Annotated in this window: 13 protein-coding genes; all 13 read right to left on the bottom strand. The window is 65.1% G+C overall.

What is annotated here, in order from left to right:
- Position 1: 1 nt before the first annotated feature.
- Positions 2-895: a ParB/RepB/Spo0J family partition protein gene (locus WS45_RS09760; protein WP_059531410.1), complete on the bottom strand. Its 894-nt coding sequence runs from the start codon at positions 893-895 to the stop codon at positions 2-4.
- 31 nt (positions 896-926) lie between these two features.
- On the bottom strand, positions 927-1,706 hold the full coding sequence (locus WS45_RS09755; RefSeq protein WP_044845234.1) for a ParA family protein: 780 nt from the start codon (positions 1,704-1,706) through the stop codon (positions 927-929).
- A 51-nt stretch (positions 1,707-1,757) separates the two neighbouring features.
- A complete protein-coding gene (gene rsmG, locus WS45_RS09750; protein WP_059699586.1) occupies positions 1,758-2,444 on the bottom strand; it encodes a 16S rRNA (guanine(527)-N(7))-methyltransferase RsmG in 687 nt (228 codons plus the stop codon).
- Positions 2,441-4,411, bottom strand: a complete 1,971-nt coding sequence (mnmG, locus tag WS45_RS09745; protein ID WP_059699584.1) for a tRNA uridine-5-carboxymethylaminomethyl(34) synthesis enzyme MnmG — start codon at positions 4,409-4,411, stop codon at positions 2,441-2,443. The genes rsmG and mnmG overlap by 4 nt, the downstream gene beginning before the upstream one ends.
- A 515-nt stretch (positions 4,412-4,926) precedes the next feature.
- Entirely contained in the window at positions 4,927-5,682 is a 756-nt protein-coding gene (locus WS45_RS09740) for an ABC transporter ATP-binding protein (RefSeq protein ID WP_059531413.1), read from the bottom strand.
- Positions 5,682-7,466 carry a branched-chain amino acid ABC transporter ATP-binding protein/permease gene (locus WS45_RS09735; protein WP_059699582.1) on the bottom strand — a complete coding sequence of 595 codons (1,785 nt, stop codon included), beginning with the start codon at positions 7,464-7,466 and terminating at the stop codon, positions 5,682-5,684. The genes WS45_RS09740 and WS45_RS09735 overlap by 1 nt, the downstream gene beginning before the upstream one ends.
- A gap of 4 nt (positions 7,467-7,470) precedes the next feature.
- Entirely contained in the window at positions 7,471-8,526 is a 1,056-nt protein-coding gene (locus tag WS45_RS09730) for a branched-chain amino acid ABC transporter permease (RefSeq protein ID WP_059699580.1), read from the bottom strand.
- A 201-nt stretch (positions 8,527-8,727) separates the two neighbouring features.
- On the bottom strand, positions 8,728-9,885 hold the full coding sequence (locus WS45_RS09725) for an ABC transporter substrate-binding protein (protein ID WP_059531229.1): 1,158 nt from the start codon (positions 9,883-9,885) through the stop codon (positions 8,728-8,730).
- A 1,115-nt stretch (positions 9,886-11,000) separates the two neighbouring features.
- Positions 11,001-11,975 (bottom strand): branched-chain amino acid ABC transporter permease, encoded by a 975-nt coding sequence (locus tag WS45_RS09720; protein ID WP_059699721.1) that lies wholly within the window; start codon positions 11,973-11,975, stop codon positions 11,001-11,003.
- The gene (locus tag WS45_RS09715; RefSeq protein WP_059691495.1) at positions 11,975-12,859 is read right to left on the bottom strand and encodes a branched-chain amino acid ABC transporter permease; all 885 of its coding nucleotides are present in this window, start codon (positions 12,857-12,859) and stop codon (positions 11,975-11,977) included. Before WS45_RS09715 ends, WS45_RS09720 begins: the two co-directional genes overlap by 1 nt.
- 114 nt (positions 12,860-12,973) lie before the next feature.
- Entirely contained in the window at positions 12,974-14,173 is a 1,200-nt protein-coding gene (locus tag WS45_RS09710) for an ABC transporter substrate-binding protein (RefSeq protein WP_059699578.1), read from the bottom strand.
- A 77-nt stretch (positions 14,174-14,250) separates the two neighbouring features.
- Positions 14,251-15,006, bottom strand: coding sequence for an ABC transporter ATP-binding protein (locus WS45_RS09705; RefSeq protein ID WP_059465973.1), 756 nt, complete (start codon positions 15,004-15,006; stop codon positions 14,251-14,253).
- Positions 15,003-15,782, bottom strand: coding sequence for an ABC transporter ATP-binding protein (locus WS45_RS09700; protein ID WP_040142748.1), 780 nt, complete (start codon positions 15,780-15,782; stop codon positions 15,003-15,005). The genes WS45_RS09705 and WS45_RS09700 overlap by 4 nt, the downstream gene beginning before the upstream one ends.
- Positions 15,783-15,843 lie beyond the last annotated feature (61 nt).

The following is a 15,843-nucleotide window of genomic DNA, read 5'->3' as shown; positions in this document are numbered from 1 at the left end:
GTTATTCTTCGGTCGCGACGTTGCCGCGCAGACGCGCAAGAATACCCTCGAGCGCGTCGAGGTTGCCGAAGTCGATCATCACCTGCCCTCGCCCGCGGCGGCCGAGCTTGATCTTCACCGTCGACGCGAGCAGGTCGGACAACTCCTCCTCGAGACGACGCGTGTCGCGGCCGCCATCGTCCTTCGCGCGCGCCTTCACCGCCGGCGCTTCCTTCGTCGTATGCGCGACCAGCTTCTCGGTCTCGCGCACCGACATGCGCTTGTTGACCACCTGGTGCGCGAGCGTGATCTGCGTGGCGGCATCGACCGCAAGCAGCGCACGCGCATGGCCCATGTCGAGGTCGCCGGCCAGCAGCATCGTCTGCACCGGCGCCGCGAGGTTCAGCAGGCGCAGCAGGTTCGATACCGCGCTGCGCGAGCGGCCGACCGATTCGGCCGCCTGTTCGTGCGTGAAACCGAACTCATCGAGCAGGCGCTGGATACCGTGCGCCTCTTCCAGCGGATTCAGATCCTCGCGCTGGATGTTCTCGATCAGTGCCATCGCGGCGGCAGCCTGATCGGACACGTCCTTCACGAGCACCGGCACTTCGTCGAGGCCGGCCAGGCGTGCCGCGCGGAAACGCCGCTCGCCCGCGATGATTTCGTATTTGTCAGATGAAATAGGTCGTACCAGGATCGGCTGCATCACGCCTTGCGCGCGAATGCTGGCCGCCAGCTCCTGCAGGCTGCCCTCGTCCATCCGCGTCCGCGGCTGGTACTTGCCGGCCTGCAGCTTGCCGAGCGCGAGCGTGTTCGGCGCCCCTTCTATCTTCACCGCTTCGGTGATGTCCGCACTGCCGCCGAGCAGCGCTTCGAGGCCACGTCCCAAGCCCTTCTTCTTTGGTACCGCGTTCATGTCTTTCTTCCTCGCTTCGCTCATGTCCGGATCACGACACCTCGAACGCGCGCACGCGATCGATCATCTCGGCACCAAACTGGAGATACGCCTGCGCACCGCGCGAGTTACGGTCGAATACGACGCCCGGCAACCCGTAACTCGGCGCTTCCGCCAAGCGCACGTTGCGCGGAATCACCGCGTCGAACACCTTGTCGCCGAAGTGCGCTTTCAGTTGATCGGAAACTTGCTGCTGCAGCGTGATGCGCGGATCGAACATCACGCGCAGCAAGCCAATGATCTTCAGATCGCGGTTCATGTTCGCGTGAACCTGCTTGATCGTATTGACGAGATCCGACAGCCCCTCCAGCGCGAAGTATTCGCACTGCATCGGGATCACGACGCCATGCGCCGCGCACAGCCCGTTCAGCGTCAGCAGCGACAGCGTCGGCGGGCAATCGATCAACACGAAGTCGTAGTCGTCGGCCACGTGTTCGAGCGCTGCCTTCAACCGTCGCTCGCGGTTATCGATGCTGATCAGCTCGATCTCCGCACCGGACAGTTCACGGTTGGCCGGCAGCACGTCGTACGTGACACCTTCCGGACGCACGCGCGCGTCCGTCACCGAGACGCCGTCGACCAGCACTTCGTACACGGTCGACTCGCAGGCGGCCTTGTCGATCCCGCTGCCCATCGTCGCGTTGCCCTGCGGGTCGAGATCGATCAGCAGGACTCGTTGCTCCTGCGCTGCAAGGCTTGCGGCGAGATTGACCGATGTCGTCGTCTTGCCGACGCCCCCCTTCTGGTTCGCAACGCAGAAGATCTTTGCCATCGTTGGTGTGTTCCCTTTACCTTCAAACAAACGGCGCGCTACCGCGCACCTTCAATTCGCCTCGTCGACGGTGACCTCGATCAGATGCCGTTCGGCATCGAGCATCGGTACCGCCAGCCGCATCGTCTGCTTTACGTGACTGCCTTCCGGCAGCCGTGCAATTTCGTCGTCCGGATGGACACCCTTCATTGCCCAGATCGATCCGCCGGGCGCGACGAGATGTCGAGCAAGTTTAACGAAGTCGGATAGATCCGCGAAAGCGCGGGATACGATCATGTCGAATTTTTCCGGCACTTCGACACCCGGCTGCAGCGATTCGACCCGCCCGGTGACGACAGACAGGTTCGCGAGCTTCAGCTCGGCGCGCATCTGCGTCTGGAATGCAGACTTCTTCTGCACGATATCGTTCAGCGTGACCCGCCAGTCCGGCTGGACGATCGCCAGCACGATACCGGGCAATCCGCCGCCCGAACCCACGTCGAGCACGCGCGCCGATGTACGGGCGCGCAGATGCGGAACGATGGAGAGCGAATCGAGAATGTGCTGGATCAGCATCTGCTTCGGGTCGCGGATCGCGGTCAGGTTGTAGACCGCGTTCCACTTGCCGAGCAGCGCGACATAGTCGAGCAGCTGGTTGCGTTGTGCATCCGTCAACGTGATGTCGAGCGCGGCCGTGCCGTCGACGAGCATCTGTTCAAGTACGTCCCGATTAACCGCCGGCGCGCGACGCGCCGTCATTGTTGCGTCGGGACGGTGCCGTCCCCCTGTTCCGTCACTTCCGCGGCGGCGCCGTTACGACGGCCGAGGCCGCGGCGTTTCAGGTGCACCATCAGCAGCGAGATCGCAGCCGGCGTGACGCCCGAAATCCGCGATGCCTGGCCGATCGTTTCCGGGCGGAACTCGTTCAGCTTCTGGCTCACTTCGAACGACAGGCCGCGCACCTCGCGGTAGTCGATACCGTCCGGCAGGCGTGTGTTCTCGTTCGCATCGTTGCGCTCAATCTCGCTGGCCTGCCGCTCGATATAGCCCTGATATTTGATGCCAATCTCGACCTGCTCCTTGATCTGCTCGAGCAGCACCGGATCGTCGGCCAGCGGCTCCACAGGCGCACATTCACCGCCCTTCAGGCCGCACACACCGTCGTAGCTGATACCGGGGCGGCGCAGCAGTTCGGCGAGGCTGTACTCGTGATCGATCGCCTTGCCGAGCAACGCAGTCGCCTCTTCAGGCGGCAGCGTCTTCGGCGTGACCCACGTCGACTTCAGTCGTTCGGTTTCACGTGAAACAGCGTCGCGCTTCCGACTGAACGCATCCCAGCGCACGTCGTCGACGAGGCCCAGCTCGCGGCCAATCTCGGTCAGGCGCATGTCCGCATTGTCTTCACGCAGGCTCAGACGGTATTCGGCACGACTCGTGAACATCCGGTACGGCTCGGCCACGCCACGCGTGACGAGGTCGTCGACCAGCACGCCAAGATAGGCCTGATCGCGACGCGGGCACCATGCGTCCTTCTCCTGCACGTAGCGGCCTGCATTCAGGCCGGCCAGCAGCCCTTGTGCGGCCGCTTCTTCGTAGCCGGTCGTGCCGTTGATCTGGCCCGCAAAAAACAGCCCGTTGATCGCCTTCGTCTCGAGCGACGCCTTCAGCGCGCGCGGGTCGAAGTAGTCGTATTCGATCGCGTAGCCGGGGCGCAGGATGTGCGCGTTCTCGAGGCCGCGCATCGAGTGCACGAGATCGAGCTGCACGTCGAACGGCAGGCTCGTCGAAATCCCGTTCGGATAGAACTCGTTGGTCGTCAGCCCTTCCGGCTCAAGGAAGATCTGGTGCGATTCCTTCGATGCGAATCGGTGGATCTTGTCCTCGATCGACGGGCAGTAACGCGGGCCGACACCTTCGATCACGCCTGTATACATGGGCGAACGGTCGAGGCCGCCGCGAATGATGTCGTGCGTGCGCTCGTTCGTGTGCGTCACCCAGCACGGCAGCTGCTGCGGATGCTGCTCCGCACGGCCCAGAAACGAGAATACGGGGATCGGATCGAGGTCCCCCGGCTGCTCGTCCAGCTTCGAAAAATCGATCGAGCGGCCATCGATACGCGGCGGCGTACCGGTCTTCAGGCGGCCCTGCGGCAGCTTCAGCTCCTTCAGGCGGGCCGACAGCGACACCGCCGCCGGATCGCCCGCGCGACCGCCCGTATAGTTGTTCAGGCCGACGTGAATCTTGCCGTCGAGGAACGTACCGGCCGTCAGCACGACCGCACGTGCGCGGAAGCGGATGCCGATCTGCGTGACGGCGCCGACCACGCGGTCGCCTTCGACCATCAGGTCGTCGACAGCCTGCTGGAACAGCCACAGGTTCGGTTGGTTCTCGAGCCGATGGCGGATTGCGGCCTTGTACAGGATGCGGTCAGCCTGCGCACGCGTCGCGCGCACGGCCGGGCCCTTCGACGAGTTGAGGATCCGGAACTGAATACCGCTCTCGTCCGTCGCGGCGGCCATCGCGCCGCCGAGCGCATCGACTTCTTTGACCAGATGGCCCTTGCCAATGCCGCCGATCGACGGATTGCAACTCATCTGGCCGAGCGTTTCGATGTTATGGGTCAGGAGCAGCGTCTTCGCACCCATACGGGCCGATGCCAACGCGGCTTCCGTGCCGGCGTGCCCGCCACCGACGACGATGACGTCAAATTCTGTGGGAAAAAGCATGGTGGATTCCGTGCGCAGGACTGCGCACGAACCTATCTGAGAAATGTATGGGCCGAATTATAGCGGGTTCGCTTTTCACCCGAAGACCGTCCGAATGGTAGGGCCGGTTCATTTGGTCGTTTTTTTCGCCCGATCGTGCAAACTGTGCCGTGCGGCCTGCTTCGGCCGGCGCTGCCGCAGCCTCAGCGCACATCGTCAGGCTGTGCAAAATCGCACACCCGGCAGTTGTTTGCGAAACCCGCAGTCGCTGCGCCATCACAGCATTTCGGATCGACCTTCCTGCGCTTATCCCCTGTGCCGTTTGGCCCGTGTCGATAGAACACCGTCGCGCGTACCGCGCTTACTACCCTGTGCAACCCGACGTGATGGGGTCTCACTCGTCACAGGGCTTCCGCTTGTTGCTCCGGCACTTATCCCCACGCCCGACTCACCGACGTATCGCCCTCTTCCAGAAAACAAAAGCGGCGTGTTTCACGTGAAACACGCCGCCCGTTTCCCGCCGACCGCTCCACCGATCAAGCCGTTTTTTTCACCAACCCCAGGTATGTTTCGATCACGCGCGGATTTTGCGCCAGCTCGGCCGCCGGCCCTTCCAACGCAAACTCCCCCGTCTCCAGTACATAGCCGTAGTCCGAGATCTGCAGCGCGGCCCGGGCATTTTGCTCGATCAGCAGCGTCGCGACGCCTGTGCCGCGTAACGCGCTGATGATATGAAAAATCTCCTTCACGATCAGCGGCGCCAAACCGAGGCTCGGCTCGTCGAGCATCAGCAGGTCGGGCTTGCCCATCAGCGCGCGGCCCACCGCGAGCATCTGCCGCTCACCACCCGACAGCGTGCCGGCTGCCTGCTTGCGCCGCTCCTTGAGCCGCGGAAACAGCGCAAACACATGATCGAGCTGGTCGAGGAAGTTCGACTCGCCTGCGAGCTTGCGGCGATACGCGCCCAGCACAAGGTTATCCTCGACCGTCATCGTGCTGAACAGCTCGCGCTTTTCCGGCACCAGGCACATTCCCCGCGCGACACGCTGTTCGACCGGCAGTGCGCCCACGTCCTTGCCGCGGTACACCACTGCCCCTGACGCATGCCCGGTCACCGGCAACGCGCCCATGATTGCGTTCAGCAGCGTCGACTTGCCGGCCCCGTTGGGGCCGATCACGCTGACGATCTGCCCGGCACCGACCTTGATCGCCGCGCCGTGCAGCGCCTCGACCTTCCCGTAACGCACCGCCAGACCGCGCACGTCGAGAATCGGCATCGTCGTATCCGTCATCACTCCACCCCGCCCAGATATGCTTCGAGCACCGCCGGATCCTGCTGCACGTCCTGCGGCAGCCCTTCCGCGATCCGCGTGCCGAATTCCATCACCACCAGCCGGTCGGTGAGGTTCATCACGAAATCCATGTCATGTTCCACGAGCAACACGCTCATCCCTTCCGCCTTCAGGCGCCGCAGCAAGTGGGCGAGTTGCTGCTTCTCCTGGTAGCGCAGCCCGGCGGCCGGCTCGTCGAGCAGCAGCAGCGTCGGATCGCAGCACAGCGCGCGCGCGATTTCGAGAATCCGCTGCTGGCCGAGCGCGAGGCTGCCTGCTTCGTCGTACATGTGCCGCTCCAGGCCGACGCGGCGGATCTGGCGTGCCGCCTCGGCCAGCAGCTGCGCTTCCTCGTGCGCATTGAGCCGCGCGATGCTGCGCCACACGCCCGTATGGCCGCGCAGGTGCGCGCCGATCGCGACGTTCTCGAGCACCGTCATCGTCGGCAGCAGCTTCACGTGCTGGAACGTACGACCGATCCCCCGCCGGACGATCTGGCGCGACGTGAGCCCGTCGATCCGCTCGCCGCGGAACGTGATCGTGCCGGCGGTTGGCTGCAGCACGCCGGTCACGAGGTTGAACGTGGTCGACTTGCCGGCGCCATTCGGGCCGATCAGGCCGATGATCTGCCCCGCTTTCACGTCGAAGCTGACGTCATTGACGGCCACCAGGCCGCCGAACTGCTTGCGCGCGTTATCGACGACGAGCAGCGCTTCGCCCGCCACCGGCTTCGCGCGCTGCGACAACGGATCGGCATGGTCCGGCACATGTGCGCGCGGCCCGCGCGGAAACAGCTTCGCGACGAACGGCCACACGCCCTGGCGTGCGTACTGCAGCAGGAGCACCATCAGCACGCCGAACACGATGATCTCGAAGTTGCCTTCCGAGCCGAGCAGCTTCGGCAACAGCGTCTGCAGATAGTCCTGCAGCACCGTGAGGATCGCCGCCCCGAGCACCGCGCCCCACACGTGCGACACGCCGCCGACCACGGCCATGAACAGGAATTCGATCCCGTGGTTCAGGCCGAACGGGGTCGGGTTCACCGCGCGCTGCAGGTGCGCATACAGGAAGCCCGAAACCGCCGCGAGCACGGCCGCATAGACGAAGATCACGACGCGCATCCACGCGGTGTTCACGCCCATCGCCTCGGCCATCACGCCGCCGCCGCGCAATGCGCGGATCGCGCGGCCCGGCCGGCTGTTGAGCAGGTTCTGCACCGACACGATCGCGGCCAGCACGACGGCCCAGATCAGGAAGTACAGGCTTCGGCCGCTTCCCAGCTCGATGCCGAACAGGTTCAGTGCCGGAATCCCGTTGATCCCGTCGTACTTGCCGAGCAGTTCGAGGTTGCCGAACAGGTAGAACAGCGCGAGGCCCCACGCGATCGTGCCGAGCGGCAGGAAGTGCCCGGACAGGCGCATCGTGACCGCACCGAGCACGAGCGCGACGAGCGCCGTCAGCACGACGCCGACGATCAGGGCGAGCCACGGCGACACGCCGTAGCGCGTCGTCAGGAACGCGGTCGCATACGCGCCGATGCCGACGAATGCGGCCTGCCCGAAGCTCGTCATCCCGCCGACGCCCGTCAGCAGCACGAGTCCGATCGCGACGATCGCGTAGAGGCCGATGTAGTTCAGCAGCGTGATCCAGTATTCGGGCACCTGCAGCGCGCCGGGCAGCACCGGCAGCGCGAACAGCGCCACGAGGAACACCCAGAAGGTCTTGTTGCGTACCATCGTCTTCATCGCGTCACTCCTCTTCCTCTTCCGTGTGCGGCGTCGCGAAACTGCGCCACAGCAGCACCGGGATGATCAGCGTGAACACGATCACTTCCTTGTACGCGCTCGCCCAGAACGACGAATACGATTCGAGCACGCCGACCAGCAGCGAGCCGGCGGCCGCGAGCGGATAGCTGACCAGCCCGCCGATGATCGCGCCGACGAAACCCTTCAGGCCGATCAGGAAGCCGGAGTCGTAATAGATCGTCGTCAGCGGACCGACGAGGATGCCGGACAGCACACCGAGCCCGGCCGCCAGCGTGAACGCGAGCCGCCCGGCTTCGGTCGTGCCGATACCGACGAGCCGCGCGCCGAGCCGGTTCACCGACGTCGCACGCAGCGCCTTACCGGCGATCGTGCGGCCGAAGTACACGTAGAGCGCACCGATCAGCACCAGCGCGGTCACGACCACGAGGATGCTCTGCACCGACACCGTCATGCTGCCGACCGACAGCGACGCATCCGCGAAGCCGTTGGTGCGCGAACCTTCCGCCCCGAACATCACGAGCCCGAGGCCGACCATCGCGAAATGGACGGCGACGGACACGATCAGCAGCAGCAGCGTCGTGCCTTCGGCGATCGGCTGATAAACGAGCCGGTAGACGAACGGCCCCATCGGCACGACGATCGCGAGCGTCAGCGCGATCTGCGCAAGCATCGGCATCGGCTGCGCGGCGAAGCTGCGCGTGATCGCGAACACTGCGAGCGGCAGCAGCACGTAGCGGCTAGCGAGCGTCGCGAGCGTGCGGCCGAGCTGATGGCGGCGTTCGCGATGGCGGATCAGGCCGCCGACTTCCAGCAGGAAGCACGCGATGCCCATCACGAACAGCAGCCAGCAGGTGGCGGGAAATTTCTGCGCCTGCAGCGCTGCAAGCGTGAGCGCACCGTAAGCGACGAATTCGCCCTGGGGAATGAAGATCACCCGCGTGACGGAAAACACCAGCACGAGCGCCAGCGACAGCAATGCATAAATGGCGCCGGTCGTGATGCCGTCTTGCGCGAGGATCGCCGCAATCGAGAGATCCATACGTTTCGTGTATCGAGAATGCTGCGGAGAAACGAAAGACGGGAATGGCCGCGGCGCACGAACGGCAAGATCGGCGCGTCGGGTGCCACGCGGCGGGCCCCGGTGATTCCATGCGGCACGGGAGCGGCCCGTCAGGCCCGCTCCGCTGCCGACGGCGCGCACGACGCCGTTCGCGCCGCGCCCGCCGGTTTCACGTGGTGCTTATTCGGCCTGCAGCTTCCACTTGCCGTCGACGATCTGCACCATCACGCGCGCACGCGTGTCGAAGCCGTTGTGATCGGTCGGCGTCGTGTTGATCACGCCGTGCGACACGGGCAAATCCTTCACGCTCTCGAGCGACGCGCGCAGCGCCTCGCGGAACGCCTCGGTGCCCGGCTGGCCCTTCTTCAGCGCGTCGGGAATCGCACGCTGCAGCAACAGCCCCGCATCCCATGCGTGGCCGCCGAAGGTCGACAGCGAACCCGCGCCGTACGCCTTCTCGTACGCGGCCTTGTAGCCGAGCGCCGGCTTCTTCACCGGGTTCGAATCGGGCAGCTGGTCGGTCACGAGCACCGGGCCGGCCGGCAGGATCTCGCCTTCGCAATCCTTGCCGCACACGCGCAGGAAGTCGTTGTTCGCGACGCCGTGCGTCTGATACACCTTGCCCTTGTAGCCACGCTCCTTCAGCGTCTTGGCGGGCAGCGCGGCCGGCGTGCCGGACCCGGCGATGAGCATCGCGTCGGGATTCGAGCCCATCAGCTTCAGCACCTGCCCCATCACCGACGCGTCGGTGCGGTTGTAACGCTCGTTCGACACGAGCTTCAGCCCGTTCTTCTCGGCCGCCGCGCTGAACGTCTTGTACCAGCTGTCGCCGTACGCATCGGCGAAGCCGATGAAGCCGACCGTCTTCACGCCGTGCTTCGCCATGTAGCCGGCGATCGCATCGGCCATCAGCTGGTCGTTCTGCGGCACCTTGAACATCCATGCGCGCTTCGCGTCCATCGGCGAGATGATCTGCGCGCTCGCCGCGAGCGAGATCGTCGGCGTCTTGCCCTGCGATACCGGGTCGAGCATCGCGAGCGAGTTCGGCGTGACGGACGAACCGATGATCGCGTCGACGTGATCCTCGTCGATCAGCTTGCGCACGTTCTGCACCGCGCGGCTCGTGTCGGACGCATCGTCAAGCACGATGTACTGGACGCTCTTGCCCGCGATTTCCTTCGGCAGCAGCGCGATCGTGTTCTTTTCCGGAATCCCGAGCGATGCGGCCGGCCCGGTGGCCGACAGCGTCACACCGATCTTCACCTGCGCCGACGCCGTGGCCGCCGCGCACACGAGGCCCGCGGCAAGCAGAACCTCCATCCATCGATTCATCTTCATTTACGTTGTCTCCAAACGCTGCTCGAAAAATCCGCGGGTCGCTCGGGCGGCTCCCGGTCCTCAAACAAGTTAATAATTTAACTATCTCGCCGTACCGCGCCTACGCTCGTTTTCCCGTGACACGCCGGCACCGCCATCAAGCCCCGGCGAGACCGCGCGCACACGCGCCGCGGCGCGTGCCGACACGGTCGTGCGACCGCCACGATGCGCGGCGGCAATGTCGTCAGGATGAACAAAACGGAGAAATGCGACGTTGCGCGAGACGCGATCGATGCGGACGCAACGATCGTCGGAAGGTCGGCCGGCCGGGCCGGGTTCGGCTCCACGAGCGAGCGGCGCAGAATCGAAAAATCGGCCGTTCATGCGAATGCGAACGACACGTCGGATGCGAACGCAACGACCGCGGAGACCGTCGTGCCGGCAAATCGCACCGGAACGCGCATGCCGGCCGCAGGAGGGCTCGTGAACGCCGGGGCATACCCGTGCACCGCCGACCCCGAACGAGCGGCGCCAGCCGCCCCTCGCACCCCGATCCATCGTCCCGCGCTTCTCATCCAACCGCACTCCCTCTTCTGCATTTTGCTTGTAGGAGAACTGCCGACCGTTTTCCCGACCGCTCGGTCGGCGAAAGCTGAGTGTAACGGACGCTTTTTGCGCACGCCAACCGGGTAAGCCCGAACGGCAATGCTCGCGGCTGCGCGCCGGCGGCGATCGACCGGCAGGAATGGATGAAAACGGGGAGACGGGATGAGGCGAGCGAGGTGGGGCAGAATGCGGCGCCACTGCCCTGCACCAGCAATGGAAATTCGCGCACCAAATGAAAAAGCGCTGTTGGATTCCGTCCAACAGCGCTTTGGGGTCCGGGCACTTTGTGCCTCGATTGTCTCCTCGTTCTCCACCTGCAAATTCGTTTCGCGGTGCATCAGAACTGAAACGAAGATTAAAGGACCTTTCACCCTGCGACAACTTAGCATTTACCCCTATGGTGCATCGCCGCACGAAAATGGGGCACCAGTCTCGCCGCGCGGCACCGGCACGAGGCCGCCGAAACGCCCTTCCCGGCCGGCCCGGATGGTGCTTCGCATCAACGCGCCGCGCCGGCCGCCGCGCTGCAATCAGGACGGCCTCAGCGTCTTGACCCGCGCGACCATCTCGCCGACGATCCCGCGCCTGAATGCAAGCACGCATGCGATGAAGATCAGCCCCGTGACGATCGTCGTCGATTCGCCGAGCGAGTGGAACCAGCCGATGCCGGTCGCCGACGCGAGCCACTCGCCGATGTCGCCGAGCCGGTCCTCCAGCGCGACGATCAGCGCCGCGCCGAGCAACGGCCCGAACAGCGTGCCCATCCCGCCGACGAGCGTCATCAGCACGACGAGGCCCGACATCGTCCAGTACGCGTCGGACAGCGTTTCGAAACCGAGCACCAGCACCTTCAGCGAACCGGCCAGCCCCGCGAGCCCGGCCGACAGGATGAACGCGAGCAGCTTGAAGCGGTCGGTGTCGTAGCCGAGCGAGATCGCGCGCGCCTCGTTCTCCTTGATCGCGACGAGCACCTGGCCGAACGGCGAGTGCACGATCCGCACGATGAACGCGCACGCCGCGACGATCACCGCGAGCACGACGTAGTAGAGCGCGACGTCGTTCGACAGGTCGACGAGCCCGAACAGGTGCCCGCGCGGCACGCCCTGCAGGCCGTCCTCGCCGTGCGTGAACGGCGCCTGCAGGTAGATGAAGTAGACCATCTGCGCGAACGCGAGCGTGATCATCGCGAAGTAGATGCCCTGCCGGCGGATCGCGAACAGGCCGACCACGAGCCCCAGCAGCGTCGCGGCGAACGTGCCCACGAGCACGCCGAGCTCGGGCGTGAAGCCGAGCGTCTGGATCGCATAACCGGTCGCATAGCCGGCGGTCGCGAGGAACATCGCGTGGCCGAACGACAGCAGCCCCGTATAGCCGATCAGCAGATTGAACGCGGCCGCGAACAACGCGAACGTGAGCACCTTCATCACGAACACCGGATACGCACCGATGAACGGCGCGGCGAGCAGTGCCGCGAGCAGCACGCCGTAGAGCACTTTTCTCTGCATCATTTTTCCTTGCCGAACAGGCCCGCCGGGCGAATCAGCAGCACGATCGCCATGATCACGAACACGACCGTGGCCGATGCTTCCGGATAGAACACGCGCGTGAAGCCCTCGATCACGCCGAGCAGCAGCCCCGTGATGATCGAGCCGAGGATCGAGCCCATCCCTCCGATCACGACCACCGCGAACACGGTGATGATCATCGGCTGGCCCATCAGCGGCGACACCTGGATCACCGGCGCCGCGAGCACGCCCGCGAACGCCGCGAGCGCGACGCCGAAGCCGTAGGTGAGCGTGATCATCATCGGCACGTTCACGCCGAACGCCTCGACGAGCTTCGGGTTCTCGGTGCCGGCGCGCAGATAGGCGCCCAGGCGCGTCTTCTCGATCACGAACCAGGTCGCGAGACACACCGCGAGCGACGCGAGGACCACCCACGCGCGGTAGTTCGGCAGGAACATGAAGCCGAGATTGGTCGCGCCGGACAGCTGCGACGGCACGTCGTACGGCTGGCCGGACGCCCCGTAGATCGAGCGGAACACGCCTTCGACGACGAGCGTGAGGCCGAACGTGAGCAGCAGCCCGTACAGGTGATCGAGCTTGTACAGCCAGCGCAGCATCGAACGCTCGATCAGGATCCCGAACGCACCGACGATCAGCGGCGCGAGCACGAGCATCGCCCAGTACGGCAACGCGAAGTACGACAACCCCATCCACGCGAGCATCGCGCCCAGCATGAACAGCGCGCCGTGCGCGAAGTTGATCACGTTGAGCAGCCCGAAGATCACCGCGAGGCCGAGGCTCAGGATCGCGTAGAACGAGCCGTTGACGAGCCCGAGCAGCAACTGGCTCAGCATCGCCGGCAACGGAATGCCAAAGATTTCCATCGACTTAGCCGTCAGTATGAGTTTCGTTGCGTGCGCAACGTTCAAGCCGTCGCGCGCACGGGCGGCGCAGCGGGCACATCGCTGCGCCCGCCACCGCGCGGCGCTACGTCGCGCTTACTTCCACAGCGCGCAGCGCGATTCCTGCTTGGTGCCGAATGCCTGATCGCCCGGAATCGTCGCGAGCACCTTGTAGTAGTCCCACGGCTCCTTCGATTCCGACGGCTTCTTCACTTCCATCAGGTACATGTCGTGAATCATGCTGCCGTCCTGGCGAATGAAGCCCTTCGCGTAGAAGTCGTTGATCTTCATCTTCTTCAGCTCGGCCATCACCTTGTCGGAGTCGGTCGTGCCGGCCGCCTGCACAGCCTTCAGGTAGGTCGTCACCGACGAATAGTCGGCCGCCTGCAGGCTCGACGGCATCTTCTTCATCTTGCCGAAGTAGCGCTGCGCCCACTGGCGCGACGCCGCGTCGCGGTTCCAGTACCAGCTGTCGGTCAGCACGAGGCCCTGTGTCGTCTCGAGGCCGAGGCTGTGCACGTCGTTGATGAACATCAGCAGCCCGGCGAGCTTCATCGTCTTCGTGATGCCGAATTCCTTCGCGGCCTTGATCGCGTTGATCGTGTCGCCGCCCGCGTTCGCGAGGCCGAGGATCTGCGCCTTCGACGACTGCGCCTGCAGCAGGAACGACGAGAAATCCGACGCGGACAGCGGATGCCGCACCGCGCCGAGCACCTGACCGCCGTTCGCCTTCACGACGTCCGACGTGTTCTTCTCGAGCGCCTTGCCGAACGCGTAGTCGGCGGTCAGGAAGAACCAGCTCTTGCCGCCCTGCTTCACCACCGCCGAGCCGGTGCCCTTCGCGAGCGCCATCGTGTCGTACGCATAGTGCACCGTGTACGGCGTGCACTCCTCGTTCGTCAGCGTGTCCGCGCCCGCACCGATGTTGATGTAGACCTTCTTCTTCTCCGCGGCGAGCTTGGCCATCGCCAGCGCCGTCCCCGAATTCGTGCCGCCGACGAGCAGGTCGAGCCCGCCGCGGTCCATCCACTCGCGCGCCTTCGACGCGGCGATGTCCGCCTTGTTCTGGTGATCGGCATAGACGACCTCGATCGGCTTGCCGAGCACCTTGCCGCCGAAATCGGCGACGGCCATGCGGATCGCCTCGAGGCCGCCCTGCCCGTCGATGTCCGCGTAAAGCCCCGACATGTCGGTGACGAAACCGATCTTCACGCTATCCGCGGCGTGTGCGGTGCCGGCGGTGAACGCTGCGGTCGCGACCGCGAGACACGCGTGTGCGAGGGTCTTCATTTTCATTGACGTCTCCTGTTCTTCTGATGCGTTGTGGTTGTTCGAAGGCCGCCACGGCTAGCGGCAAGGGAAACGGGGCGGCGTCACACCCCGAGCAGGTCGTGAAGGATCGGCATCTTGCCTTCCAGTTCGGATGAGCGGAAATGCTCGACGATGCGGCCATGTTCCATCACGTAGAAGCGGTCGGCGAGCGGCGCGGCGAAGCGGAAATTCTGTTCGACCATCACGACCGTATAGCCGCGCGCCTTCAGCGCGACGATCATTCGCGCGAGCGCCTGCACGATCACCGGCGCGAGGCCTTCGGAAATCTCGTCGAGCAGCAGCAGGTTCGCGCCGGTGCGCAGGATCCGCGCCACCGCGAGCATCTGCTGCTCGCCGCCGGAAAGCCGCGTGCCCTGGCTCTGCCGGCGCGACGCGAGGTTCGGGAACATCGCGTAGATCTCGTCGAGCGACATCGCGTGCTCGCGCGGCCCGATCGGCGGCGGCAGCATCAGGTTCTCCTCGCACGACAGGCTCGAGAAGATCCCGCGCTCCTCCGGGCAATAACCGACGCCGAAATGCGCGATGCGATGCGTCGCGAGGCCGATCGTCTCGTTGCCCGCGACCTTGATCGAGCCGCTGCGCCGGCCGGTGAGGCCCATGATCGCGCGCAGCGTCGTGGTGCGGCCCGCGCCGTTGCGGCCGAGCAGCGTGACGACCTCGCCGCGATGAACGCTCAGGTCGACACCATGCAATATGTGGGATTCCCCGTACCAGGCCTCGAGGCCCGTGATCTCCAGCGCGGGCGTGCCGCTTTCGACGCCGCTCAATTCGCGTTCCTCCCGTTCGCTGTGCTTCATGCGTGCGCCCCCGCGAGCGCCGCATCGGCGCTGCCCATGTAGGCCTCGATCACCAGCGGATTCTTCGACACTTCCGCATACGACCCTTCGGCCAGCACCTCGCCGCGCTGCAGGACGGTGATCGTGTCGGAGATGCCCGCGATCACGTTCATGTTGTGCTCGACCATCAGGATCGTGCGGCCGCTCGCGACCTTCTTGATCAGCGCGGTCACGCGGTCGACGTCCTCGTGGCCCATCCCTTGCGTGGGCTCGTCGAGCAGCATCAGTTCGGGTTCCATCGCGAGCGTCGTCGCGATCTCGAGCGCGCGCTTGCGGCCGTACGCGAGCTCGACCGTCGGCACGTGCGCGAAATCGGTGAGGCCGACCTGCGTGAGCAGGTCCATCGCGCGATCGTCGAGGCGCCGCAACGTGCGCTCGCTGCGCCAGAAGTGGAATTCGGTGCCGAGCGCGCGCTGCAGGCCGATGCGCACGTTCTGCAATGCGGTCAGGTGCGGGAATACCGCCGAGATCTGGAAGGAACGGATGATGCCGCGACGTGCGACCTGAGCGGGCCGCTCGTCGGTGATGTCGATGCCGTTGAAGACGATCTGGCCGGCCGTCGGGGTCAGGAATTTGGTGAGCAGGTTGAAGCAGGTGGTCTTGCCCGCGCCGTTCGGTCCGATCAACGCATGGATCGCACCGCGGCGCACACGCAGGTTGACGCCGTTCACGGCGGTGAAGCCCCTGAATTCCTTCGTCAGTCCGCGTGTTTCGAGAATCGTGTCGCCGAGAATCATGTTCCCTTCCGTACGAAGTCAGGCGAAGCACCGGGAAGATTCGCGCAAGCGACCGCGAACA

The organism is Burkholderia sp. RF2-non_BP3 (genome assembly GCF_001522185.1).
GTDB lineage: Bacteria > Pseudomonadota > Gammaproteobacteria > Burkholderiales > Burkholderiaceae > Burkholderia > Burkholderia diffusa.
Note: the sequence above shows the minus strand (reverse complement) of the source record. Positions and strands in the feature narration are given on the sequence as shown.